General features: G+C 38.7%; 25 protein-coding genes. 10 read left to right on the forward strand and 15 right to left on the reverse strand.

Going from position 1 to position 24,838, the window contains the following annotated elements; all coding sequences use genetic code 11:
• Positions 1-2: 2 nt before the first annotated feature.
• From ACW2QC_RS11435 to ACW2QC_RS11455, 5 genes are all read left to right on the forward strand, one after another.
• Complete coding sequence (locus ACW2QC_RS11435; RefSeq protein WP_457544106.1) at positions 3-401, forward strand: GntR family transcriptional regulator; 399 nt, start codon at positions 3-5, stop codon at positions 399-401.
• A gap of 3 nt (positions 402-404) precedes the next feature.
• Positions 405-1,268 carry an ATP-binding cassette domain-containing protein gene (locus tag ACW2QC_RS11440; protein WP_457544107.1) on the forward strand — a complete coding sequence of 288 codons (864 nt, stop codon included), beginning with the start codon at positions 405-407 and terminating at the stop codon, positions 1,266-1,268.
• 7 nt (positions 1,269-1,275) lie between these two features.
• On the forward strand, positions 1,276-2,202 hold the full coding sequence (locus tag ACW2QC_RS11445) for an ABC transporter ATP-binding protein (RefSeq protein ID WP_457544108.1): 927 nt from the start codon (positions 1,276-1,278) through the stop codon (positions 2,200-2,202).
• A complete protein-coding gene (locus ACW2QC_RS11450) occupies positions 2,195-3,433 on the forward strand; it encodes an ABC transporter permease (RefSeq protein WP_457544109.1) in 1,239 nt (412 codons plus the stop codon). The genes ACW2QC_RS11445 and ACW2QC_RS11450 overlap by 8 nt, the downstream gene beginning before the upstream one ends.
• Before the next feature lie 251 nt (positions 3,434-3,684).
• Positions 3,685-5,109, forward strand: coding sequence for an aldehyde dehydrogenase family protein (locus tag ACW2QC_RS11455; RefSeq protein ID WP_457544110.1), 1,425 nt, complete (start codon positions 3,685-3,687; stop codon positions 5,107-5,109).
• A gap of 448 nt (positions 5,110-5,557) precedes the next feature.
• Here the strand turns inward: ACW2QC_RS11455 and ACW2QC_RS11460 are convergent, their stop codons facing one another.
• From ACW2QC_RS11460 to ACW2QC_RS11475, 4 genes are all read right to left on the reverse strand, one after another.
• On the reverse strand, positions 5,558-5,884 hold the full coding sequence (locus ACW2QC_RS11460) for a hypothetical protein (protein ID WP_457544111.1): 327 nt from the start codon (positions 5,882-5,884) through the stop codon (positions 5,558-5,560).
• 78 nt (positions 5,885-5,962) lie between these two features.
• A complete protein-coding gene (locus ACW2QC_RS11465) occupies positions 5,963-6,577 on the reverse strand; it encodes a hypothetical protein (RefSeq protein ID WP_457544112.1) in 615 nt (204 codons plus the stop codon).
• A gap of 980 nt (positions 6,578-7,557) precedes the next feature.
• A complete protein-coding gene (locus ACW2QC_RS11470) occupies positions 7,558-8,046 on the reverse strand; it encodes a GNAT family N-acetyltransferase (RefSeq protein ID WP_457544113.1) in 489 nt (162 codons plus the stop codon).
• An 11-nt stretch (positions 8,047-8,057) separates the two neighbouring features.
• The gene (locus tag ACW2QC_RS11475) at positions 8,058-9,089 is read right to left on the reverse strand and encodes a MerR family transcriptional regulator (protein ID WP_457544114.1); all 1,032 of its coding nucleotides are present in this window, start codon (positions 9,087-9,089) and stop codon (positions 8,058-8,060) included.
• A 115-nt stretch (positions 9,090-9,204) separates the two neighbouring features.
• Between ACW2QC_RS11475 and ACW2QC_RS11480 the strand changes: the two genes are divergently transcribed.
• The 3 genes from ACW2QC_RS11480 to ACW2QC_RS11490 all read left to right on the forward strand — a co-directional run bounded on the left by ACW2QC_RS11480 (position 9,205) and on the right by ACW2QC_RS11490 (position 11,265).
• A complete protein-coding gene (locus ACW2QC_RS11480; RefSeq protein ID WP_457544115.1) occupies positions 9,205-10,470 on the forward strand; it encodes a hypothetical protein in 1,266 nt (421 codons plus the stop codon).
• Positions 10,471-10,705: 235 nt separating this feature from the next.
• Positions 10,706-11,008 (forward strand): DUF4258 domain-containing protein, encoded by a 303-nt coding sequence (locus ACW2QC_RS11485; RefSeq protein ID WP_457544116.1) that lies wholly within the window; start codon positions 10,706-10,708, stop codon positions 11,006-11,008.
• Positions 11,005-11,265: a type II toxin-antitoxin system MqsA family antitoxin gene (locus ACW2QC_RS11490; RefSeq protein WP_457544117.1), complete on the forward strand. Its 261-nt coding sequence runs from the start codon at positions 11,005-11,007 to the stop codon at positions 11,263-11,265. Before ACW2QC_RS11485 ends, ACW2QC_RS11490 begins: the two co-directional genes overlap by 4 nt.
• 561 nt (positions 11,266-11,826) lie before the next feature.
• On the opposite strand, the gene ACW2QC_RS11495 is transcribed toward ACW2QC_RS11490, so the two are convergent.
• The 4 genes from ACW2QC_RS11495 to ACW2QC_RS11510 all read right to left on the reverse strand — a co-directional run bounded on the left by ACW2QC_RS11495 (position 11,827) and on the right by ACW2QC_RS11510 (position 14,807).
• Entirely contained in the window at positions 11,827-12,303 is a 477-nt protein-coding gene (locus ACW2QC_RS11495; protein WP_457544118.1) for a thioesterase family protein, read from the reverse strand.
• Between the two features lie 71 nt (positions 12,304-12,374).
• Positions 12,375-13,349: a 3-hydroxyacyl-CoA dehydrogenase NAD-binding domain-containing protein gene (locus tag ACW2QC_RS11500; RefSeq protein WP_457544119.1), complete on the reverse strand. Its 975-nt coding sequence runs from the start codon at positions 13,347-13,349 to the stop codon at positions 12,375-12,377.
• A gap of 1 nt (position 13,350) precedes the next feature.
• Positions 13,351-14,244, reverse strand: a complete 894-nt coding sequence (locus ACW2QC_RS11505) for a 3-keto-5-aminohexanoate cleavage protein (protein ID WP_457544120.1) — start codon at positions 14,242-14,244, stop codon at positions 13,351-13,353.
• Complete coding sequence (locus ACW2QC_RS11510) at positions 14,241-14,807, reverse strand: GbsR/MarR family transcriptional regulator (protein WP_457544121.1); 567 nt, start codon at positions 14,805-14,807, stop codon at positions 14,241-14,243. The genes ACW2QC_RS11505 and ACW2QC_RS11510 overlap by 4 nt, the downstream gene beginning before the upstream one ends.
• 308 nt (positions 14,808-15,115) lie before the next feature.
• On the opposite strand from ACW2QC_RS11510, the gene ACW2QC_RS11515 reads away from it, so the two are divergent.
• Both ACW2QC_RS11515 and ACW2QC_RS11520 read left to right on the forward strand, forming a co-directional pair.
• Positions 15,116-16,759: a BCCT family transporter gene (locus ACW2QC_RS11515; protein ID WP_457544122.1), complete on the forward strand. Its 1,644-nt coding sequence runs from the start codon at positions 15,116-15,118 to the stop codon at positions 16,757-16,759.
• Between the two features lie 111 nt (positions 16,760-16,870).
• Entirely contained in the window at positions 16,871-18,289 is a 1,419-nt protein-coding gene (locus ACW2QC_RS11520; RefSeq protein WP_457544123.1) for a Na+/H+ antiporter NhaC family protein, read from the forward strand.
• A gap of 125 nt (positions 18,290-18,414) precedes the next feature.
• Here ACW2QC_RS11520 and ACW2QC_RS11525 read toward each other — a convergent pair whose 3' ends face one another.
• The 7 genes from ACW2QC_RS11525 to ACW2QC_RS11555 form a co-directional block, all read right to left on the reverse strand.
• Positions 18,415-18,978, reverse strand: coding sequence for a Uma2 family endonuclease (locus tag ACW2QC_RS11525; protein WP_457544124.1), 564 nt, complete (start codon positions 18,976-18,978; stop codon positions 18,415-18,417).
• 355 nt (positions 18,979-19,333) lie between these two features.
• The gene (locus ACW2QC_RS11530) at positions 19,334-19,915 is read right to left on the reverse strand and encodes a hypothetical protein (protein ID WP_457544131.1); all 582 of its coding nucleotides are present in this window, start codon (positions 19,913-19,915) and stop codon (positions 19,334-19,336) included.
• Between the two features lie 9 nt (positions 19,916-19,924).
• The gene (locus tag ACW2QC_RS11535; RefSeq protein ID WP_457544125.1) at positions 19,925-21,100 is read right to left on the reverse strand and encodes an Alp7A family actin-like protein; all 1,176 of its coding nucleotides are present in this window, start codon (positions 21,098-21,100) and stop codon (positions 19,925-19,927) included.
• Between the two features lie 112 nt (positions 21,101-21,212).
• The gene (locus ACW2QC_RS11540; RefSeq protein WP_457544126.1) at positions 21,213-21,410 is read right to left on the reverse strand and encodes a hypothetical protein; all 198 of its coding nucleotides are present in this window, start codon (positions 21,408-21,410) and stop codon (positions 21,213-21,215) included.
• 276 nt (positions 21,411-21,686) lie between these two features.
• Positions 21,687-22,493, reverse strand: coding sequence for a DUF4097 family beta strand repeat-containing protein (locus ACW2QC_RS11545; protein ID WP_457544127.1), 807 nt, complete (start codon positions 22,491-22,493; stop codon positions 21,687-21,689).
• Positions 22,490-23,023 carry a DUF1700 domain-containing protein gene (locus ACW2QC_RS11550; RefSeq protein ID WP_457544128.1) on the reverse strand — a complete coding sequence of 178 codons (534 nt, stop codon included), beginning with the start codon at positions 23,021-23,023 and terminating at the stop codon, positions 22,490-22,492. Before ACW2QC_RS11550 ends, ACW2QC_RS11545 begins: the two co-directional genes overlap by 4 nt.
• A 683-nt stretch (positions 23,024-23,706) precedes the next feature.
• Complete coding sequence (locus tag ACW2QC_RS11555) at positions 23,707-24,717, reverse strand: DUF3231 family protein (protein WP_457544129.1); 1,011 nt, start codon at positions 24,715-24,717, stop codon at positions 23,707-23,709.
• Positions 24,718-24,838: the final 121 nt, after the last annotated feature.

The following is a 24,838-nucleotide window of genomic DNA, read 5'->3' on the forward strand; positions in this document are numbered from 1 at the left end:
CTGTGGAATTACCGATACATCTGTCAAAAGACTCCCGTGAGCCGATATATCATCAAATTGAAAACCAACTGCAAGCATTAATCGCCGGCGGTCATTTAGTTGCAGGTACACCATTGCCTTCCATTCGCGCGCTTTCCAAAGATCTGGAAATCAGTATCATCACAACAAGACGTGCTTACCAGGACTTGGAACAAAAGGGATTCATTCGTACGGCCCAAGGTAAAGGCACATTTGTTGCTGAAGTTGAGGATGCCAAAAAACAGCAGGTCAAAATATCTTCTGTTTATCAAACAATCGAAAATGCCATTGATACAGCACTTCAATATGATTACACACTCGAACAAATTGAAGAGATTTTTGAAGAAATCATACGCACCCAACGAAAGCAGAAAGGAGAATAGTCCATGAACAGCTGGTTAGATATTTCACAATTACAGAAAAAAGTGGAGAAATTCTATCTTGGCCCCATAGATTTATCGATAGAACCCGGAACGATCACCGCATTAGTTGGCAATAATGGATCTGGCAAAAGCACCTTGCTTAAATTAATCATGAATCTGGCAAACCCCGACATGGGAAACATCAAAGTATTCGACAAATTTGTTTACGGTCAGGATGAATCATGGAAAAACAAGATCGCCTACCAAGCACAAACGCAAATTGGTTATAATGCCTATACTGGAGAGGAGCTGAGATCCTTAATCGCTCCTTTATATCCGGATTGGGATGAGGTGTTATTTAGGGAAATGGTCGACTCCCTTTCGATTCCACTAACTAAACGCTATCAAAAACTATCCCAAGGCGTACAGCAGAAACTTATTCTTGCGCTAACCATTCCAAGAAACACTCCATTATTATTACTAGATGAACCAACAGCATTTATGGATATTCCGTCTAAAAAACGACTAATGGATATACTTGTTGAGTGGATGGATCAAGGAGAACGCGCGATTGTTTTTGCCAGTCATCAAGCTGAAGATATTATGAAACTCGCGGACTATCTTTGCATTTTACGTAATGGGAAAATGGTTGGCACCTATGAAAAAGAAGAATTAACAGAGCGTTATAAGCGGTATTGGCTGCAGCATTCACTCCCCGAAAACCGGATATCCGGTGAAATCTCCCGGGAGAAACAGCAGCTTATTTCAAACCAGCCTGACAGAACAGAGCAATTTTTCAACGAGAATAACATATCTTGGTCAGGTCGAACCGCGCTTCATTTAGAAGAGATCATCACATATCTATTACAGGACAGGAAGGAAGGGTGAATTAGCTATGGAAACTATGTTATCAGTAAAGGATTTAGGAAAGTCATTTAAAGATAAACAAATCATTAAAAACATCTCCTTCGACGTTAAAAAGGGAGAAATTATGGCAATTCTCGGCCCAAATGGAGCGGGAAAATCAACAACCATACGTAATATTATGGGGATTATGTATCCGGATGAAGGCACCATTTCATTTCAGGATCATCAAAATATCCCCCGGCACAAAATCGGTTACCTACCAGAAGAACGAGGCTTATACAAAAATGTGAAAGTGATGGATATTTTACTTTACCTTGCTGAATTAAAAGACTACCCATTAAAAAAAGCGAAGGAACGGGCTTTGGCGTATTTGAGAAAGTTTGACTTAGAAGGAAAAGAAAACGTTTCTGTAGAAGAGCTATCCAAGGGTATGGGGCAAAAAGTACAATTCATCGCATCGATTATTCACGAACCGGAGCTACTCATTTTAGATGAACCATTTTCAGGCCTAGACCCGGTAAGCCAGGAATTGTTTAAAAATGAAATTCGGAGTCTTGCGGAAAATGGCACCGCGATTCTATTATCCTCCCATCAAATGAATTTGGTAGAAGAAATGTGTGACCGCTTATTTATGATCCACCATGGACAAAAAATCATCTATGGAAATATGAACGACGTAAAAGCCGAGTATGCGAATTTTAAATGTACAATTCGTGGAAAAAATGACCGTACTGTTCTTATGAATCTCCCAAATGTACAACGGGTCGAACAAGATGATGAGCTAGCAATTCTATATTTAGACAAGGATGTTCATGTTGCCGGCTGGCTTAATCACCTCCCTGAAAGCTTAGATATCCTGGAACTTTCCATTGACCGTATTTCGTTACATGAAATTTTCATCGATATCGCAACAGATAAAAACCTATTACAGGAAGAAGGTGCAGTTCATGCGTAATACACTGAAAGTTGCTAAATGGGAAATTAAGCGCAATATGAAAAATAAGTCATTTGTCATTTCCCTATTTTTAACACCAATCATCTTTCTTTTCTTCTCTATGGTGCCAAGCTTTTTTGATGATTCAGATGAGGAATCTGCAGCTATACAGGTTTATGTGAAAGATGAGTTAGGGGTATTTGCGAATGTAAAGGAAATGGTTGAAAACAATGATCTTTTGGCTTGGGATCTTCAAGAGACGGACTTGGATCAAGCAGAGATGGATGAAAAGCTTGAATCTGAGGAGAACACGGCCTATATCCCATTAACAGAGTCTGCACTTGCGAATGGGAAGGTCAACGTTTTTACAAGTGAAGATATGGATAAAAATTTCATGAACGAAGTCCGCTTTTTGGAGGAGCCACTTCAGCAATTGCGAATTCAGCAGCTTAGTTTAACTGCCGAAGAAATGGAAGTTATATCGCGTAGTGTTGTCTTTGAAACAACATCAGTGGATGACGTTCCAGCCAAAGATGGCCATTCATCCGCTACGGAAGACGGGCCCGTGATGGAGCGCATTGTTCCAGGTGCATTTGCCGGCATCATTTTACTATCCATTATTATTACTGGCATGATGATTTTCCAAAGTGCCTCACAGGAAAAGAAAGATAAAATTGCCGAAATCATTTTGTCATCATTAACACCTGAGCAATTGATGCAAGGAAAAATTTTAGGTTATTTTGTATTAGGGATCACACAAGTTATTGTCTTTGTTGCATTTGCTTTGCCTGTTGTCATTTGGAAAACCGATATCCCGATCATGGATTATTTATTGGTACCTGAGCTGATTCTATTAGTTGGCATCGCCATTTTAGGTTATCTTTTGTTCGCTTCCCTGTTTGTTGGGATTGGTGCTACGATCGAGGACATTTCTACATCCGGGAACTTCCAGGGCATTGTGCTCATGCTGCCATTTTTGCCACTTATCTTTATCGGTCCAATCCTAAGCGATCCAAGTGGTTTAATCGCACAAATCGGTTCCTACCTTCCATTTACATCACCTGGCGTGTTGCTGCTTCGTTTATCATTATTAGAGGAGTGGCCATGGATGGAAGTAATAATTTCGTTAGCTATCTTAATTGTAAGTGTCTGGTTATTTATGAAACTGGCCGGAAAGATATTTAAGACTGGTATTTTACTGTATGGGAAAAATGCAACACCGAAGGAAATTTGGAAGTGGATTCGGGCTTAGAATTGATAGGAAGCGGAGTACTCCATGTGGTACCCGCTTCTTTTATGTTATCCTAGGCTGTTTTATCTTCATTGTAAAGTTGTCAAAGGCATATTTTTTAGCGAAGTGTGTAACAATATCACAATGTTTCTATGATATTCTACTAGCAGCATTCATGTTTCAACACGAAGTATTTCGGTTATACATCCTCTAGCATCAAAATTAATCTAAATGAGCGTAAAAAACCATTTAAATAAAGGAGACAATGCACAATGCACAACCAATTAAAGCATTTTATTAATGGCGAATGGGTAGAGTCAACCGGTTCTGAAACGATGGATGTCATCAATCCAGCAACCGAAGAGGTTATCGGTGAAATCAGCTTGGGTACAAGGGAAGATTTGGATAAGGCGGTAGAAGCCGCACAAGCTGCACTTCCATCTTTTTCGCAGACGACGAAGGAAGAACGTATCAAGATTCTCGAAAAAATAGCTGCTGAATATGAAAAGCGCAAAGATGATCTGATTGAAACGATAACGAATGAACTTGGCGCTCCTCTTTCTATTTCAGAACATGTCCATTATGAAATGGGCTATGCTCATTTTTCGCAAGCAGCCAAATCACTTAAAGATTTTTCATTTACGGAGAAACGTGGTAACCATACAATTGTGAAAGAGACAGTAGGCGTCAGCGGACTCATCACACCTTGGAACTTTCCAACAAACCAAACGTCAACCAAGATAGCGAGTGCCTTTGCGGCTGGAAGTTCAGTTATTTTAAAGCCATCTGAACTGACACCATTTTCAGCAATTATTTTAACAGAGATCTTCGAAGCTGCTGGTGTTCCAAAAGGGGCATTTAACCTTGTAAACGGATTGGGCTCTGTAATTGGGGACGGCATCAGTTCCCATCCGGACATTGACTTCGTTTCCTTCACAGGTTCAGTTGGTGTTGGTCAAAAAATCATGGAAAATGCAGCCAAAACGATTAAGAATTTTGCTCTTGAATTAGGAGGTAAATCACCGCTTGTAGTGCTTGAGGATGCAGACATAGAGCAGGCAGCAAAAAACGCTGTAACAAATATCGCAATGAACACAGGTCAAGTCTGTTCGGCAGCGACACGCATTCTCGTTCCTTCATCAATTAAAAAATCGTTTGAAGAGGCAGTTAAAAAAGTGCTTTCCGAATTTCCTGTCGGCGATCCACGAAAAGAATCGTACATTGGTCCACTCGTTGCCGAGAAGCAGTGGGATACCGTGCAATCCTACATTGAAAAAGGAATCGAAGGCGGTGCAACGCTTATTGCTGGTGGACCAGGCAAACCAGAAGGGCTAGAAACTGGTTATTTTGCAAAGCCAACTATTTTCACAGATGTAACAAACGATATGATTATTGCACAAGAGGAAATCTTTGGACCAGTGATGTCCATCATTGCGTACGAAACGGTTGATGATGCAATTAAAATCGCTAATGATACTGTCTATGGATTGGCAGGTTATGTTGTCGGAAAAGATCCGGAAACACTTCGCAAAGTCGCGACAGGCATTCAAGCTGGCCGAATTTCGGTCAATGATGCAGGAAAGGACTTCTCTGCTCCTTTCGGCGGCTACAAGCAGTCCGGTATCGGTAGAGAATGGGGCGATTTCGGTATTGAGGAATACTTGGAAACGAAGGCTATACTCGGATTACCTTCGTAAATGTTCAAACAAAGCATGGGGTAATCGCTCATGCTTTGTTTTTGCTTAAACGATTCACTTTTTCTTTGCGAAAAAATTTCCTAGATCAAAATTCACGTAAAGGATGAGACCATATTTCCTATTAATACATCATGATGGTTTTTATCGTTATTTTTTATGCGGGAAATATCTTGGTCGGAACATTTGGCAATACGAATCTGATGATAAACACAAGTACTTTTTGTGTGTGTATTCTCTTATTACCTTTTCTTTTATAGTGTAACCGTAAATTGACAACGGCCATGTAAATGTTTGAAAACAGAGACAACAACATCACAAATCACCACAACAAGAAGTAAAATCTGTGGTACTTCTTCCATCTCTCAGAATAGGCAGTACACCGGGGAAAAGAAAGAACCTATGATCTACTTCTTCTCGTGACATAGATCATAGGATTAAGGTCTTACTATCAAAAATACATAGAAGCAAAAGGAGGAATTAGTATCATAATAATAGATACTACAAGTAGTATCTTAGTAAGTATAGGAGGAAGCTTAACTCTTTTTTCTCCCTTATAAAAACCTGAGAATTGGAGATGGTTTTTGTATAGAACAAACATAAAAACCCATACACCTAAAGTTCCAATCATATTATCCCTAGGTGATGGAAAACCCCATAGATTCCCCAAAAAATCATAAAAATTTTCTATTAATACATACCAAATGATCGTTCCTAAAAGTGTAAGCATGATTATAATCCTAAAAAGTTCTAACACCATTCCTATTAAATTTTTCATTTATAGTATCCTCCATATAAGATTCTAAAATAAAAAGCATTCCATGAAATAGGAATGCTTTTTATTTATGTTTTACTATTATATCGCGTCAACGCTAATATCGAAAGATTTATTTCCGTCATGGTAAATTGTCGATTTTACCACTTGGGTGTAATAAAGAACATGAGCTTTATAGCTTTCTGTGAAATGTGAATACAAAGTTTGACTAGATGTAGTCGATCGATTATCAGTCTTGCTCCATACCTTACCTACTCCGCCAGAACCAAATGTTCCGTAGGCTATATGTGTATATTCATTCTTAATTTTATCTGCATGCCCAGCTGTCACTTTTGTTGTCATTGATAGCGTATAAGAATGATTAAACAATCCTCCATCCAAAGTATAAGTACCTAATACAGAAGCCTGTTCATTGTCATTGGGGGCCTTCGCTCTTCCTGTAAATGTCTCCTGACTAAATGGCGTTATACTTGAAACGGATGAATCATTAGAGTTTTTCTCAGGTGTTTTAGCATACGTTTTTATGAATTGAGCATCTTCAGGGCTTAGCTTTTCCCCAACATCATACTTAGAATCAATTTTTAAAAATTTTTGTGCAATTTCCTCGTTTGATAATGCATCTGCGCTTACAGACGTCCCAAAAACTAGAAAACTAGCAATCAAGGTAAAAATAGAAGTCAATAAAATTCTTTTCATGTTAATCATCCTTTCTTTGGTTTAAAAATCGATAAATCCTTCTCTCGCCTCCTGTATTTTCAGACTTATTTATATTTACATATTTATTATAATTTACATATTTATATGAGTCTACCATTTTTACCCATTTTAATAAAAACTTTAATCTCCTTTACGAACGTCAACAAAAGGAAAAGTATCTACCACAATTAAGTAAAGACTAACTTTAGCTGCTAAACTAAATTGAACAGTTTTTACTTGATAGAACTGAACACTTTCTATTCAAATTAACTCTAACCATTTAGACTTTATAAATAAGTCTAAATGCATGATGTAGGTTCAGGAAGGTATCTAAATTAGAAGTGATTGTGGAAGTTCACCAATTAAAGAAGCAAGGGTTTCAAAGCGCTACCATTGCTAGTGAAAGATCTATCGAGAACAACTGTGTATGACTACTTAGAAATGAACTTTTAGGATGTGATTAGTGAATCTTTGGGAATTAGTGAAGAAATTCAGAAGTGAAGTGAATTAGCCATGTCCTTATCAAAATGATACTCCCTCATCAAATATGAGGTCGATATTGTTGGAACGGGTGTACCGGGCGTTTCGGATTAATTGGGGGGATACTTCTCGTAAGTTAAACCCATTTTTCAAAGAATAAGACGGTCGCCACGCTACTTGGAATGTTTTTTTGAGTAAACTTGATTGATGCATTTATACTAAACAATTTATTAAATAGATGTAAAAGAAGGGAAAACCCCATTTTGTTCATCATGGTATACGTGTATCTTTTGCTGTGAAAAACAAAATGGGGTTTTTGTATTTTCTTGAGTTTGCTTTAGGGAGTTGTAGTCTAAAAAACAGACACTGTTCCCAATTATGTATTCGCCCCCTTTCAAAAAGGAGAGAGAGGGGTAAATCATATCTCCAAAATATTAACAATCCCGCAAATTTTTACTACTCATTTTAAAAACATTTTTAACAATAAGAAGCGAATAACCCTATATCATCTTTCCAAAGACAAATTGTTCACCTTTCCTCCCCACTACTCGACCACCATTATCTCTGAACCCACTTTTCTTATATACCCTTTGCGCATGTATATTATTGTGATTCACTGCAAGTACAATTTCATCTTTTCCCGGGAAATAATTTTTGATAAAAGATGGCAGTATCCGTATTGACTGTGTTGCAATCCCCTTCCTTTGATAACGACTATCAATAGAATAGGCCCTTAGTAAAATTGCCTTTTCATTATTGCTATATTTTCGGGCACCACCCCAGTCGTGCAATACGAAAAAGCCTACAGGAATATGATGATGCCGTATAACAACAGGATACCGCCCCACATCGCTACTACATTTCTCGATTGCGTCCAATGGGTGGGCTGTATAGTTTAGTTGATCCGTTAGCAAACTATAATGCGCTAAATCTGCTTCATATTTTTGTTTGTAAAAGTCTAAAGCAACTGCTTCATGATTAGTCTTCAATTTACTCACTCCTACATTTTCACCGCATACACCATACTCAAAATATCATTGAACGAATAGGTCTCCACGTGATAATTGTGCATTTCGAACCAATCCACAAGTGCTGATCTGTCTGCGTAAAATTCATCATTTATAGCATTTACAGCCTCGCTATTTCCCGCCTCAAGAAAAGCGTTCAATACCCGTTCACGATGTTGGTCGTTTAAAAACATCAAATCAACAATGCATATCTGTCCGTTAGCTTTCACCACACGATTCATTTCCGCTAGTGCAAGCAGCTTTTCCTCGTCACGAATGTGATGCAGCGCATAACTGGAGATTACTCCCTCTACCTGATTATCTAATAGCGGCAGTGCCAAAAAATGCCCTTTTCGCAACTCAATATCTGGATGCTTTTCACCGCACCTTTTCAGCATTTCCTCCGATTGATCAACCCCGATAACATGTACACCCTCTTTCAGAAAGCGCGAGCCTAAATTTCCTGTCCCAATTCCAATATCTAAACAGCTATCCCCACGTTTTAGTTGAACAGTTTCAGTTGCTTTTGCCAATGCACGTTCATAATCCTGATGAACATTGAAGCGGTACCCGTGCATTTTAATGTTTTGGTCATAATCCGCTGCTTGCTTGTCAAAATTCCATTTATCTTTCCAGCCTTTTCGAATATTTTTCATTACTTTTAAATGCTGAGATAATGCATGAATATCCTCCATACAATCTTTTTTATCTATATCCAGCATTCGATCAATTGTCTCAATCATGTCCTTCATTTCTATCCATTTTTCAAACAAGGCTGAACGTTGGACATTTAGATATTGTCGCATACTCATATCTGGGTTTTCTAAAATTTCATGAATATCTTTAACCGGCACACCAATTTCTCTTAATGCCAAAATCGTGCTAAGCCTCATTACATCCTTTTCCGTGAACGAACGGTAATCATTTTCCATGTCCTTGACCGGTGAAATTAAATTCTTTTCTTCATAAAACCGTATTGACCTCGGTGTCGTGTTCAGTTGTTTTGCAACCTCTTTAATCTGCATGTCAAACAGCTCCCCTCCTCTTACACTATAAACGTTCACGTTACGGAAAAGTAAAGGGTTTTTATAAAATTTTTGTTATACTGGGTGTAAATCATTTCGAAGTGAGGTTTTATCTATGAACGAGCGAATCAAGGAATTATCAGCTTATACAAGTGAGAAGTTTGGCTTAGAAAACTACCACTTAAAAAGACATCATATTTTCTATGAAACAAACAACCTTAATCAAACAACTTATCTACTATCAATGGAATGGTTTCCTAACGACAGTCAACAAGTCGATGAAGATTATAATCCTCCCGGGACCGCTGTGATTGATATGGATATCCATACAAAGGCAATTAAACGAATTGTATTTGTTCATGAAAAATCATTTGCCGTTAATGGTGTGTTCCCAACCCCCGATGAAGAAAATGTAATCGAGTGGATTGAAGAATTGACCGACTTGCAATATGGACGCCAATTCAAGCTTTTATCAGACGAAGATGGTGCGTATAGCTTCCAGGCCGTGGTAGATAATATCCCTGTTTATCCATCCGGCTCGATTGAAATTGAATTTAATGACGAAAACCAACTTACATCATTTTCAATTGACGGCGTATTTCCTGGGGAAGATCAAGTAAAATGGGAGCCTTTTTCACTTACACCTGAAAAGGGCAGCGACATGGCCAGTAAACAATGTAAATTAATCGAAATTCCATTTGAAGCGGAAGAAAAATGGTTGCCAGTATACGGAGTTGAAGAACTTTTTGTTGCAAACGACGGGACAAGGACACTACCTTTTGAGCCAATCTTGCATCAAGGTTTTTCTACTGATAATGAAGTTATTTTAGAATGGGAAAATCCAATTGATGAGCCATTCCATCGTGAGGAAATTGACTTATCTGTTGAAACTTCCGAGGAACAAGCTCTAGCAAATCAGCCGCATCCCGATACGTTACCAATCACAGAATTAGAACAGGAAAAATGTAAAAATGAAGCATTGAGCTTTCTACAAAAAGTGTATCCAGATGATAGTGGAAAATGGGCATTAAAAGGATTACGCCGCGAAAATGGTTATATTATTGCAGAATTAAAACCGACAATAGCGGATAACCGAGCACTTCAGCGGAAGCTACGGCTTATCATCAGTAGTGAACATTATAAAGTGCTAAATTACATCGACAATAATGTGATTTTCGATATGTTCAAACAGTTTCAAGCAGCCGAAACGGCAAGCATTACAAAAGATGAAGCCTATCAAAAACTTCGTAGCTATATTGAAGTAACGCCTGTATATGTCTATGATAAAGAAGCGAATAGCTATATTTTGTGTGGAAAGATAGATTGCAATTATGGTGTGAACGCTGTAAATGGGGAGCTTGTTTTGTTGGATGAATTTTAAGGTGGATCGGGCTCGGTGTCGATTAATAATAAAGTTGGGTTGTTTCACTTACAACAAAGTCATTCCTCATACTTGAGTTAATAGTAGGTTAAATCAACTTGTCTGTCCAGATCATTTACTAAGGGGTATGATAAAGGGTCAGATGATTTGCGCTTTAGAAACTTTAATTTAGAGATCTTTATGCTATAATTAAAAAAACAGGTTTCATTGTAAGCGGGTGAGGATGCTGGATACTTTGAATACTATTAAGCAAAATATCGTAACAGGAAAATGGTGGTTTACAAATCATGCCCTTCAAAAGTGTGATCAACGAAATATTAATATCGAAGAACTGATCATGTCATTAATTCAGGCAGAACTTGTTGAAAATTATTCTGATGATCCACGGGGGCACAGTTGTCTCATATTAAGCTTTGTTGATGGTAAAGCGATTCATACTGTATGTGGGATCCATGAAAATGGAATCGTCTTTATTACAGCCTATTACCCGGAGCTACCGAAGTGGTTGGATGAACGAACAAGGAGGTCTTCGGAATGAAAAAATGCTACATCTGTAACGGCGTTGTAGAATCTAAACGTGTGTCGGTCGAACGTGAGTGGAATGGGAAAAAAATGATCATTGAGGATGTTCCAGCTGAAGTCTGTGAACAATGTGGTGAACGCTATTTTGATGGAGAAACGACACTAAGACTGGAAAAGATTAAGAAGGCTACCGTTTTTCCACACGAACAAACTGTACAGATTCCAACTTCAATTCGGGACTTCAAAAACCTCTTTTATTTGGGGAATGGATAATATATTTTGATGAACTGGCGTTTCCAAAGCACCATAATCCAGATCCTATAATGAATCAACTTTTTTCAACTTATTCCTTATCCAACTAAAGTTAATTAAAAACAAATTACTATTTTATGAGTAACCCACATTTTTCAATGTAGAAATGTGGGTTTCAGTCATTGAAAGCATTAGCTTGACCATCCTAGCCTAAGGTCCATCCCACTCTTTAACCTGGGCCCTCCATCCACGTTAGAAAGACTTGGCATTCGCCCCGTCCATAATTGCGAGTGCCGAAACCTTTCTTAATAGAGGTTGTTCAAAAAGTCTGGTAAAAATGATACATCGAATTTCTTTGTTGGCTTGTTTCTCCGCTCCTTGGAAAAGAAAGCCACTTTTCCTGCGTGCGATGTGAACTCGGGGAAGCTTTACTTAGTGCTCGAAACTACACCGTCTCGAACTTCTCGGTCCTTTTTATCCTCCTTTTTGAACACGCTCTTATACTTTAATCCCATAAAAACTTATCCTTCTTCTTAAATTGCAAAAAAAAGAGACGCCACTCCACAGTAACGTCTCTCCCCACTATTTCTTCCGCCGTATTCCAATTACACGTCCAGCTTCTTTTGGCTTTTCTTCAGGTGTATAATTTCCTGCTAAATCTTTCACTTTAGCATAAACATCTTCCGGGAATGGTGCTGGTCTTCCAGTACTTTGATCAATTCCCATTAACATTTGTTCACTTGTCGCGGCACGTTTACCATCTTCACCATATAATTCAAAAAATACGTGTGTGCGCTTGGCATCATAGTCAAGCAGTTGCACACAAATTTCAAATGGCTCGTCCAGCTTCATTTCAGCCAAGTAGCACACATGATTTTCCATCGTGAACATAGTATAGTTTTGCTCTTCACGAAATGCCTCGTCAATGCCAATTAACCTCATGAAACGGTCAACTCCTAAGCTGAAAGCACGAACATACTCAGCATCGTTCATGTGGCCGTTATAGTCAATCCACTCTTTGTGGACATGGTCTTTTATAATTACTTTTCCGGTCGTCAAAAACATCACATCCTTCTCTATAGACAATGTCCAAGGGGGCAGTGAGTCCCCGCCCCCCTTGAAACACCTACTTAAAGTTTTCCATTCAAATTAGCTGCTGGCCAGTATTTTTCCAACAATTCTTGTAGTTCAATTAAGAATTGGTCGCGGCGCTGTTCTAGCTCATCCATGTTTGTGCCAGCTGTTTGCGCTTCACAACCGGTAATAACCTTCTCTGCTAATTCATCAGTTAATTCCGGTGCCTCAAGCTTTGTCCATGGGAGTTTTAATGCAGGGCCAAATTGTTCTAACAAATGCCTCATTCCAGCTTTTCCGCCACCCATGTGCAATGTAAGGAATGGCCCCATTAATGCCCAACGCAATCCTGGTCCATATACAATAGATGCATCTACTTCTTCTGTCGTTGCTACGCCATCATTCACAATATGTAATGCTTCACGCCAGATTGCTTCCATCAAACGATCAGCGACATGTCCTTCTATTTCCTGACGAACGATCAACGGCTTCATGTTCACACCACTGTAAAATGCCTCTGCCTTTTGGACGAACTTATCATCCGTATCCTTACCACCAACCAATTCAACAAGTGGCATTAAGTAAACTGGATTAAATGGATGTGCTACGATCACACGCTCCGGATGCTCCGTACAGTCAGCCTGCAGGGTACTAGGCAAAATACCTGACGTACTAGATGCAATAACTGCTTCTTTCGGTGCATATTGGTCGATTTCTGCAATTACCTTTCGTTTCAAAGGTTCACGTTCTGGCACATTTTCCTGTACAAAATCTGCACTGCTTAATGCCGTCTGTAAATCTTTTTCGAAAAACAAATTATCCTGTGAAGCCCCTTCAGCAAGTCCAACTTTCTCCATAGCTGGCCATCCTTCCTTCACAGCTTGTCTTGTACGTTCTTCAGCAGATGGGTCTGGATCTGATGCCGTAACCTGATAACCATTCGCTAAAAAACGTGTAATCCAGCCGTTTCCAATTACTCCAGTACCTACAACTGTGATGTTTTTTATCTGAGTTGAATCTTGCCCTGTCATGTTATTCCGCCTCTCCATTTGGGTTCCGTAAGTTTAAAAATGCACGTGCTTCTGCTGGTGACATGACATCTGCACCTAAACTTTGCACAATGCCTACTGCTTTATCAACAAGTTGTTCATTCGTTGCTAACGTTCCTTTTTTCAAGTAAATATTATCTTCTAAGCCGACTCTCACATTTCCGCCTTGTAGTACAGATTGAGCGACCATTGGCATTTGCATCCGGCCAATGCCAAACGCAGCCCAGTTTGCGTTCTCCGGAATCCGGCTTCTCATATATGCAAGCGTTTCTGCATCAGCATCAGCACCCCATGGAATCCCTAGGCAAAATTGGAAAAGTGGATCACCATCAATTAGGCCTTCCTTCACTAATTGGTTAGCAAAACGTATATGTCCGGTGTCAAAGCATTCAAGTTCTGGTTTTACTCCAGCATCTTGAATTAACTTTGCCTGTCTGCGCAACCAATCTGTCGGGCTAACATATACCTGATTGCCAAAGTTAACACTACCGCAATCCAATGTACATATTTCCGGAAGCAGCATCCCAACAGGTTCATGGCGTTCTTCAGGTGTTTGCATGTCAGTACCCTCTCCACCTGTTGTCGGGTCTGCATCACTTGGTATCCAATCACCACCACCACCAGCAGTGATATTAATAATGACATCTGTATCAGCCTCACGAATACGTTCCACTGCCTCTTTAAATAAATTCACATCATGACTCAATTGACCTGTCTTCGGATCACGCACATGCAAGTGGGCAATCGTTGCTCCTGCCTTTGCCGCCTTTATAGCTGAATCGGCAATTTCCTTTGGTGTTACAGGAATATGTGGGCTTTTTGCTGTTGTATCCCCTGCGCCAGTAACAGCACAAGATAAAATGACTTTGTTACTCATTGGTTAGCTCCCCCAGTCTCTTTTTCGTTTATATGTTTAGGTACATAATTAAAAATCTCTCCACTCTCGAAAAACTCCGTTAAGCGGCGGATCCAGTCGTAATAATCCATCCATTCGCGAATTTCTATTAAAATCTCATTAACTATTTGTTCATCTTCCTCAGATAGATCACGTTCATTTTGCAACGTCTCGAGTTTTACTTTTAAATTTTTCTCAAAATGTTTACTCTTGTTAATTGCTTTTTGCCATGTAGACGTAAACAAGGATATGAATGTTTGATAGTAATCTTGCTCGACTTGGTATAAATCTTTCCGGACGCCTTTTCGAAAAACCCGTTCAGCGATATTCAAATCAATCATTTCGCGAACAACTTGACTCATACGCGTTTTACTCATGCCCGTTTCGGCTGACAATTCATCCAATGTCATCGGAGCGCGTTCCATATAAATAATTCCCAAAACCCGTCCAACACTCGTAGAAACGCCAAATGAATTCATATTGTCCGCAATCTTATCGATAAATTGTGTTTTCATATCGGTGATTTTACTCTTCTCATCAGCCATAAACTATCTCCCTTTTTTCTATCCTGTTAAAAATGTAACACAGAAATAATTGTATCCAAAATCGCATTTCACCTAGCATTTTTGCGTATTCACAAGAAAATTAAAGCAATCCTTGTGTAAACTTTGTAAATAAAATATTTTATAAAGTTTATACAAGCTTACCACTGGGACGTGGGGACAGGTTAGGTGTCCCACTCGCTATCCCTTGTCCAGCCTCAAAATTCAACTGGGACACCTAACCTGTCCCCACGTCCCATGTATAACTCGGCGACTTCAAGAAAAGCTATCAAAGAAGGGACTGATTCTAAGTGAAACCAAAGCTAATTGATTGGCCTACTTTTATAGGAGCCTTGATTCTTATTCTTGGTGTTTCCGTACCTCTAATGGTATTTCCTGAAAAAGGAAAGGAAGTCGTCAATATTGCGAATGATTTTATGACAGGAAACTTTGGTGTTCTATATTTGTTAGTTGGATTAGCGGCTTTTGCATTCTTATTATTTGTCGCTTTTAGTAAAAATGGACACGTCAAACTAGGAAATGAGGATGAGAAAAGGGAGTTTGGTACTTTTTCCTGGGCTGCAATGTTGTTTGCTGCCGGAATTGGCTCCAGTATTCTTTATTGGGGTATGATCGAGTGGGCCTATTATTATCAAGGACCCCCATTTGGGATTACCCCGGAATCAAATGATGCTGTTGCATGGGCATCATCATACGGAATGTTTCACTGGGGACCGATTGCTTGGGCAATATATACACTACCAGCACTACCAATCGCTTATTTTTATTACGTTCGAAAAAAACCAGTACTTAAAATTAGTGAAGCTGTCAGACCTGTGTTAGGGCGTTTAGTTGACGGGCCACTCGGGGTGATCATTGATGTACTCTTTATGTTTGGATTAATGGGTGGAGCGGGAACAACGCTTGCGCTTGGTACGCCAATGATTGCTGAAGGTGTCCACGATTTAACTGGAATACCGCTAACAATCGGGTTAAACGGAGGAATTATGCTGCTTTGTACATTAATATTTGCCATAAGTGCTTATTCCGGATTGAACAGAGGAATTAAAATTTTAAGTGATGTCAATCTATGGCTGGCAATTTTTGTACTAGCTTTTATTTTTCTATTCGGTCCGACATTATTTATTAGCGAAACAACGTTCACAAGTATTGGTACCATCGTGGATAACTTCTTCCATATGGCTACTTGGTTAGAACCTTTTGGCAACCTGGCAGGATTTACAGAAACGAAATTCCCCGAATCCTGGACCATTTTCTATTGGGCATGGTGGGTCGTCTATGCACCATTTGTCGGTTTATTTGTTGCACGTATTTCACGCGGACGCACGATCAGAGAAATGGTACTTGGGACAATGATTTATGGTACGTTAGGCTGTGTCCTATTCTTTGGTATTATGGGTAATTTTGGGCTTTATCTACAATTAACCGGAAACCTTGATGTCATAGGTTTTATGAATGAGAATGGTGCACCAGCCGCAATTATAGAAATTCTACACCAACTACCACTGGCTACGATGATGGTTGCGGTATTTACAGTTCTAGCGATTATCTTCCTAGCGACGACATTTGATTCATCTTCCTATATTCTCGCCGCAGTCGTGCAAAAGGAAGTTCAATCAGAGCCATTACGGTGGAATCGCTTGTTTTGGGCATTTACTTTGTGCCTATTACCATTTGTGTTAATGTTTGTCGGCGATTTAGAAACATTACAAACCGCAAGTATCGTAGCCGGATTCCCGGTAATTTTTATTATGTTCCTACTTGCTTGGTCATTTATGAAAGCATCAAACACTGATATTCAAGCGTCTAAAGACTACGAACCACCAATTATCCATATCAACCGGCGAGAAATTGTTGAACGTATCCGTCGTCGTAATAAAGAACGTTCAGCATTAGAAGCTTTGCAAGATAAACATCCTGATAAAAAGGATTAAATTACGAAAGGCATGCAAAGTTATAAATCTTTGTATGTCTTTTCATTTTTAGAATCCGCATGATGCTCGGCAAAATCGGGCAAGATAAATCTCAGGAAGGAGGCGAACCCTTTGGAGCATGCATGGTTATCATTATTACCTTTTCTTATTGTCATTGCACTATCTATTTGGTTAAAAAAGATTTTGCCCGGTCTTGTTTTGGGACTTCTTGTTGGGGCATTTTTTGTTGAATCTGATTTATTAGGTGGTTCACAGCAAACCGTTTCCTATATCGTCACGACATTAACCGATGATTCCAATATTAAAATCATTGGTTTCCTCTATTTATTTGGCGGACTTGTAGGCATGATGAAAATTTCCGGGGGTATTAAAGGCTTTTCCGAGTGGATTGGTGGAAAAATTCACTCCCAGCGCGGTTTAATGGGGTTAATTTGGCTAACATTACCGTTCACTTTCATGATGCCAATGTTTCGCACTATGATGATTGGACCTGTTATTAAATCTATTTTGGAAAAAATGAAGCTATCGAAATCGAAAATTGGCTTTGCACTTGATGTTTCAACCGAATCGGTAATCGTACTATTGCCAGTAGCCACCGCTTTTGTCGGATTTATGATTTCATTAGTTGCCGGCGGTATACAAAAACATGATTTGGACTTATCCCCTTATCATATATTTTTGCAAAGTATTCCATTCAATTTTTTCGCTATTGTCATGCTCGTTATTGGTTTAATTAGTATTTTTTGGTCACCATCTAAGAAAAAAACAGTGGCAAAAGAAGAGGATACGGGAGAGGAAGAAATTGATTACCATGAAATTGGCATGAAAAAGGAATTATCCCTTGTCAAAGCCCAACCGTGGAATTTAATTGTTCCACTATTTCTGTTGCTCGGCCTATCCCTTTTTCTATTATGGGAAGATGGTATCGCTAAAGGGGCGACAACTATTTTTAAAGCTTTTTCAACTGCTGACGCTACGTTTGTCATGCTATTGGCGGTATTCATTACACTTGTTTTAACATTCGTCTTTTACATGCTGCGAAAATTGCCATTAGACGAGGTTCTTTATCATTTTATCGCAGGCGGAAATCAGTTAATGCAAGCAATCATCCTGCTTATTCTCGTATGGTCACTATCGTTAGTTGCCGAGGACCTTGGATTTTCCTATTTTATTAGTTCGACACTAGGATCATTTTTACCGTCATTCACGGTTCCAGCAATCCTATTTCTAATTGGTGCTGTCGTTGCATATTTCATTGGATCATCTTGGGGGACGTGGGGGTTGTTCATGCCACTTGGATTCACATTAGCTACTGCAACCGGGGCATCCATCCCTTTAACGGTAGGGGCAGTATTTGCAAGTGGTGCGTTTGGCGCTTTCACATCACCATTAGGAGATACAACAATCACAACAGCTTCCATTTTGGATTTGCCACTTGTTGATTATGCCCGTTATAAACTAAAGCTTGCAGCAGTCGGCGCGGGTATTGCCTGCTTGTTATATCTGGCTGTGGGGTTCTTTTTTATGTGAATAGTAAACGCTTGGTTTTTTAATATCCAAGCGTTCTGTGTGCATTCAATAGTTGAACAAGGACGAAAATAAATTGATTAGTTATCGTCTTTTGATATGCTATTTCTGATGAACCAAACCATATATCAGGCGAAGATTTTTTCAGCTTCTACGATAAACTTTGATAGTATTGTTGAATGAATGCGTCCTTTATCCTTTGCAATATCATGTAGTCGGTATTGTTTATTTTCATCAAGCGTATATACTTGGATCGTATGTAGTAAAGGGTTTACAATCCAATACTCTTTTACTCCACATTGCATATACAGATTAAGTTTAAATACCAAGTCATGAGATTGATTTGAAGGGCTTACAATTTCAATAATTATCGTAGGAACTCCAACATATTTTTCTTCATTTAGTCCTTCTATGTCACAAATCACTGATAAATCGGGTATCACAATTGTTGTGCTATCCATTTCCGTTTGATTAAGTTCAACATCAAAAGGTGCATGAAATACTTCACATTCGGAACCCTCTAGCAATTGAAAAAGTTGCGCATGTAGCCGTCCAGAAATTCTTTGATGCTTTGTCGATGGAGAAGGTGACATAAAAATCATACCGTCTATATATTCCATTATTTGGTCGGAATTCTCTCTCTGCTTATAAAATTCGTCCACTGTGAAGTTTCTTTCTTCTGGCAAACTCAACTTTCTCACCCTTTCATCATAATTAGTATGCTTTATGTTTATTATAGTACATTCGATAATCTAATACATCTACCATTTGTCATTACTTTTATCTGGTATTCGATTAAGTAAATACTGCTTATGATTAATTTTTTCGCTTTGTACCTCAGTATTAGCTTCGTTCTATACTAGGTTTTTATTCAAAAATACCGCCGTAAAGGGAAATGGTGCTATCTTTATTCAAGAAAAGCACCATTTTCGTACTTTTAGAGCCGAGAACTTTGATCAACAACTAATAAGGAGACCAAATCGCAAATGATTTGGTCTCCTTATTCGTTTCTCCACGGAAACAGAAATTCTCTACTGTTAAGATTGTCTACTTATTCATTTTTGAGAAGAAGTCGCCTAGTGGATCGTCATCTTCGGCGTCATCTGCTGCTTCTTCCGATTGCTCATCAAACGTATTTTGTAGACTGTCCATTGTCAAATCTCCCATATCAAGGTCATCTGCTGTATTATCCATTAATGATTCCTCTAGGTTTTCTACTGGAGGGTCCTCAGGGGAGATGGTTGCAGCTGTTTCCTCTTGTAAATAAAGTGCTTCATCAATGTTGGAACTATTACTATTTAACGCTGCCAACAATGATGTTGCACGCATTGGGTCATTTAACAATTGATATAAAATACTACCAATAAGCGCTTCGGAATGTTCATGCTTTAGCCAGCTCTTTTGTTCCTTTGTCAGCTGTTTTGGCAAAGGGATTGTGATGGTTTCACGTTCTCTCGCAAATGTTTCATTGACCCCTTTTAAAACAAACTGAGCAATTTTACTGGAAAAATTCCGCCGCTCGGTTTCCTTTAATTTCTGTAATTGTTTTAATAGATAATCAGGTGTATCAGAAGGAACACGAAAAGTAATCGATTGTCCCCGCTCTATGCTCTTTTTCGTATCACCCATCATATCACCCTATTTTTCTTCCGCTGCTACTTTTTTCTCTTCCTTTGTTTCTTTATTCGAATTACCCATAAATTGAGTGATCAACTTATAGTATGCATTTGCCATCATCCAAATGCTCTCATTTTCATCCTCAAAAAAGTCAATGTTAAAACCATCTAGTTTATTGTTTAATGCTTTTAAGTAATCCTTCAACACGGCTGATCCACCGCCAACAAAATAGCAAATCTCAGACTGCGAGTTTTTCGCCCAAACATTCCTTAAGAAGCGATATTCTTTTTTCGCTAACTCTAATAGGATGTGGTCAGTAATATCGTGTACGCTTGTCCGACTACCCTTTACCATAATATGGTGTCGATCATTTTTCCTTGTGATAATATCAACAACGTCGCGACGACTATCCAATTCAACACCATGCTTTTTGCGAATTTCTTCACGGATTGATTCCAATGATTCCGCAACACCTAAGTTAAACCCTTGTGCTTTATCATCATCAACATTTCGATTGCGAATAACAGCGATATCCGTCGAAAGTCCACCGATATCCTGTATCAAAATTTGTTTGTCAATCAGTTCTTTGTTAGTTACTTTTAAATCATTGTCCATAACCAGATTAACGTATGCTGCGAAACCTTCTGGATAAACCTTCACTTCATCAAATTTAATATTTACTTTTTTCCCTTGATAACGTGGCGTTACTAGAAACTCCACCTGGTGAACCGAGCCTAACAATTGTGAGCGGTAACCTACATCTTTTCCTTCCTTAACCTCACGCAATGGCAAACCAGTGCCTAATGTATACGTTGCATCCACTACATTGTCTTTCGTTTCTTTAAACGCACCACTGCTGACAGCATCAAGTGCAATCGAAGCAAATAACATAACCAATGTTTGGTCTTCTTCTGATTTACTGCTACCTGGATCTAGTTCTGTTGAATTATCTGTTTTCGTCGCAAGATTTCCTACACGATAAACGACGTTGTTTTCCTCCAGCGCTGGTGAATGTAGGCGAATATGTAAATTATCAACTGGATTTTTCTCATCCAACTCTTCAATTCCGATAACAGGACGATCTTCCATATCCTGTGCAACGACGTTTGGAATGTATAGTTCATTTTCTAATTTACCAAAATTTGCTTTTACGGCGTCATTTCCAACATCAACTGCTGCTATTCTAGATTTCGTCATAATTGTAATTTCCCTCCAATATAAAAATGACTTACATTACTAGATTAATAGATTTACCAAAAATAATCAATAAGACTTTCGAATGTATTCTTCGTTGTATACATGTGTACAATTATGCTTTCGTTGTCATGTCAACATGTGTTCTGATTTGTATACATGTAAACGTAATTGCAAACAATATGTATTCTTTTTGTAAACATGTAAACAAATATGTGTACATGTAAATTGTTAGTCGATTCGGAATACAATAGCGGTATTGATCCCTCATTTTTTTCATGGATTCACCTTCATTAGTATTAATTTTAGGCAAAAAAAATACACCCCTTCCACAATGAAAAGGTGCCTTACGCTTATAGTGCTATTATTTTCCTCTACATCGCTCATCAACAACTTGCATAACATCCTCAATACTCATCATCTGAATCCCCCCTCTTTAACTTCCTAGCTTTAGTATAGGCTGAGGAGGGTTATATCTAAAACGGCAAAGAGCACGATTTCAACTCATGCTCCAGACGGAAATTCGAACCAATATGTCTACTCAGATAAAGGGATATCAATTAACAATTGGCATCCCTCTTCCTAGCGATTATCGTGCAATTACATCAATATCCCCGACATCGTTCTTTATACGCACCATATATTCCGCTTGTTTATTAATAAAACTACCTTCCTTCCCAAACATTGTGACAGATCCAACTGAAGAATTGCCATTAAATGATACATTACTTGGTATAGTGGAGGTTGTGATTGCTATATCACCAACATCCGAGTTAATCTCCATATCATGCTTGATCTCATCGATGTCAATCGTAATATCTCCTACATTGCTTTTTGCAAAAAGCTTACCATTACTATCTTTCAAGTAAATCGAACCGACATCAGATTCCACTTCAAGCAAATCCGTATTTACACTTGCAATTTCCATATCTGAAACGTCTGATTCCACATGAAGCCTTTCTGTATCCACAGAGGAGACATACGTATTACCTACATCATTTTCAACAACAATAGAAGTGAATTGCTTTTCCGGTAAATGAATGGTTATTTCTAAAGGATTAAAATTAAACCCAAACGAAACAAAGTCAAAAAAGCTGTCTTCTCCAGTACCTACCCATAATGTTGTCCCCTCTTCTTTCACAGAAACGTTACCACTATCTAATGCAGATTTAAGCAAAGTCCCCTCCCATTCTACCTCAATGTTTTTAGAATTAGAACGAACTATATGGACATTTGCCACTTGGCTATCAACCGTAATATGGTCAATTTGTGACGTAGCAAAATATGCCTCCCCATTTATTGGTTCCTGTGCAAAGAACCCCTTTGCTGTAAACGCTGCTCCGACCACACCAATTATAACGAGGAAAAAAGCTACAATATATATTTTCTTATTCATGATGATTCTCCTCTCATCATGCGTAAATTCCATTGCACATACTTATTAAAATAATGATAGCTTGCTTTATATAACTTTAGTAAGCTAGGGAAGATAAATAAACCAACACCTGCTAGAATAAGAGCAATAAAGAATTCAAATAAGTAACCATTCCCGACCACCATGCTAACGAATGATAGTAGTGGCGAAAAAATAAATGCAGCTGTCATCACCACCAAACCGAAAAACAGACCAATTACCCCCATTAATGGTCCTAATACAACAATTAAGTTAAAGAAAACTAAAGCAATCGTTACGATAACATTGCGAAGTGAATTTGACGGTTCTGAAGCTTGATGATAGGGCTGTCTTAATTCTTTGGCAAGCTCATGAGGATTCCCTAAATTTTTTGAAGCCTCCTCTTCAGATATCCCATTCGCTTTTGCCTCGTCAAAATATCCCTCATAGTCCTGCAGAATGCTTTCTATCTCTTCAGAAGGAATTCCCCTTAATTGAATCCGCAGCTGAGCTAAAAACAAGCGTTTATTCACAAAAAACACCTCTTCCGAACACTTCTCTTTATCATAATATAGGATAATCACAACAAATATACAACTTAAAACAAAAAAGCAAGTTATCCCCATGTGGAAAACCTTGCTTTGTAGAAGAATCAGCTTAGTTATTCTAAAAGATTGTTGTTTTTGACACAAAAGGTATAAACTGCGACGTAAGTACTATGTTGGTTTCGCATTGTTTATTGCTTTCTACCCCGTAGCCCGTATACACTCCGCTTTCCGGGGGCGGCTGGAGAGCCTCCTCGTGCTGGCGCACTGCGGGGTCTCACCTATGCCTCTCTTCCCCCAGGAGTCTACGTGTATACGGGCTACTTGTGAGGAAATATATACATATGCTTTTATATTACCCTATAATCAAGCATTATAAAATTGCAATAATATGATAGTGTCACACACCAGCGAAGGAAATACACGTAGATTCCTGCGTGAAAAGCAACAGCTGAAGATCCCGCCGGACAAGGAAAACTTCGGCAGCGATACATCGCACGCAGAAAAAGCGGTTTTCCTTTTTCAAGGAAGTGCCTTTCTTCCGAGGAAGCTGAAGCGTTGCCCCCGGAAAGCGAAGTATATTTCCGTAGCGGTAATTAGTGCGCATTTTTTATCAACCACGAAATGAAAAAGCAACAAACATTACGACAAGATCCTAATTATCCCCAAGACTAGTTGCCTTCCCGGAAAATTTTTTCTCGATCTGCCGCCGTTGGTTGTTCTTCAAGCCATTTATGGTCAATCATAATTTCTACACCATCATCGCCAAATTTACCCATTTCTGTTGCGAGACGGAAAAACTGTAGAATTAGGTCATGTCTCATGGCTGTTGAAGTTGCTGCACCATAATTGGCAATGCTACCCTCACTTAATGCCCTTGTATGAAACATCATCAATTTGTCGGAAAAAGGTGATACCGTTGACGTTGTTACCTCTGAATCCCATGTTGGTGGCGACGAGAGATTATCTTCTTTAAGAATACTTTCAAAAACTTCCGTATGTTTTGTGGCGATTTTAACCCCTCTTGCCATGTATTCCCTTACCTTTTTCGTTTCAGCAACCTGTGCATAACCTGTTAATAAAACCTTTCCAAAAATGTTAGTCATCAAACAGACGAAGATAGATGTTATTTCGAAACCTGTTAATGGACGTCTTTTTCCAAAGTAACCATGCATATAGCCCTGTTTCTCAATAAATTCTACTCGCTCTGATGTAGGAATATAAGGTGTTCTGGAATAGATCCCCTTCTTTAACATAGCGTTTGTCAATTTAACCACAAGTTCACTGGATGAAGTAAGGCATTTCTCATAATAATCAATAATATCCTTTCGTGTCATTAATGGCAGGGCAAAACTATAAGCCGTTGTCCCCAATCGCGCCATGTTCTGCAAATAAATAAAACAAAATGTATCAGAGAAAAGCCGTGGAGCATTAAGGTCTACATCGTTTTCCGAAAATCCTTGGGGAATTGGTTGCTGTAGAGACTCAAAAATAGCAGCAATTTCCTTAACGTGTGTTTCAGATAAGCTTAATGCATCATTTAAAATGGATACAACATCTTGATCTTCAGCGTGTACCAGGAAATATTTAATTACGCAAATCGCCATACTATCATTCATATAGGACGTCCAAAGCTGGGAAAGCTCAGCAGAAGTAAGTCGTATATTATCTTTTTGTTCCATTATTTCAGCTCCAATTTATGTACTACTTACTCTCCTTTTTAGTTTGTTTTACTATTACGTGAATTATTCTGTTGCAGAAAAATTCATTATAAAAATATCTTTATGGGGCGTAATGACCTTA

The sequence above is a fragment of the Virgibacillus sp. FSP13 genome (assembly GCF_054048505.1).

Coding starts and splice junctions, on each gene's coding strand:
- ACW2QC_RS11440 (WP_457544107.1), top strand. CDS start 405: ATGAACAGCTGGTTAGATATTTCACAATTACAGAAAAAAGTGGAGAAA.
- ACW2QC_RS11445 (WP_457544108.1), top strand. CDS start 1,276: ATGGAAACTATGTTATCAGTAAAGGATTTAGGAAAGTCATTTAAAGAT.
- ACW2QC_RS11450 (WP_457544109.1), top strand. CDS start 2,195: ATGCGTAATACACTGAAAGTTGCTAAATGGGAAATTAAGCGCAATATG.
- ACW2QC_RS11455 (WP_457544110.1), top strand. CDS start 3,685: ATGCACAACCAATTAAAGCATTTTATTAATGGCGAATGGGTAGAGTCA.
- ACW2QC_RS11460 (WP_457544111.1), bottom strand. CDS start 5,884: ATGAAAAATTTAATAGGAATGGTGTTAGAACTTTTTAGGATTATAATC.
- ACW2QC_RS11465 (WP_457544112.1), bottom strand. CDS start 6,577: ATGAAAAGAATTTTATTGACTTCTATTTTTACCTTGATTGCTAGTTTT.
- ACW2QC_RS11475 (WP_457544114.1), bottom strand. CDS start 9,089: ATGCAGATTAAAGAGGTTGCAAAACAACTGAACACGACACCGAGGTCA.
- ACW2QC_RS11480 (WP_457544115.1), top strand. CDS start 9,205: ATGAACGAGCGAATCAAGGAATTATCAGCTTATACAAGTGAGAAGTTT.
- ACW2QC_RS11490 (WP_457544117.1), top strand. CDS start 11,005: ATGAAAAAATGCTACATCTGTAACGGCGTTGTAGAATCTAAACGTGTG.
- ACW2QC_RS11500 (WP_457544119.1), bottom strand. CDS start 13,349: ATGACAGGGCAAGATTCAACTCAGATAAAAAACATCACAGTTGTAGGT.
- ACW2QC_RS11505 (WP_457544120.1), bottom strand. CDS start 14,244: ATGAGTAACAAAGTCATTTTATCTTGTGCTGTTACTGGCGCAGGGGAT.
- ACW2QC_RS11510 (WP_457544121.1), bottom strand. CDS start 14,807: ATGGCTGATGAGAAGAGTAAAATCACCGATATGAAAACACAATTTATC.
- ACW2QC_RS11530 (WP_457544131.1), bottom strand. CDS start 19,915: ATGGGTGATACGAAAAAGAGCATAGAGCGGGGACAATCGATTACTTTT.
- ACW2QC_RS11535 (WP_457544125.1), bottom strand. CDS start 21,100: ATGACGAAATCTAGAATAGCAGCAGTTGATGTTGGAAATGACGCCGTA.
- ACW2QC_RS11545 (WP_457544127.1), bottom strand. CDS start 22,493: ATGAATAAGAAAATATATATTGTAGCTTTTTTCCTCGTTATAATTGGT.
- ACW2QC_RS11555 (WP_457544129.1), bottom strand. CDS start 24,717: ATGGAACAAAAAGATAATATACGACTTACTTCTGCTGAGCTTTCCCAG.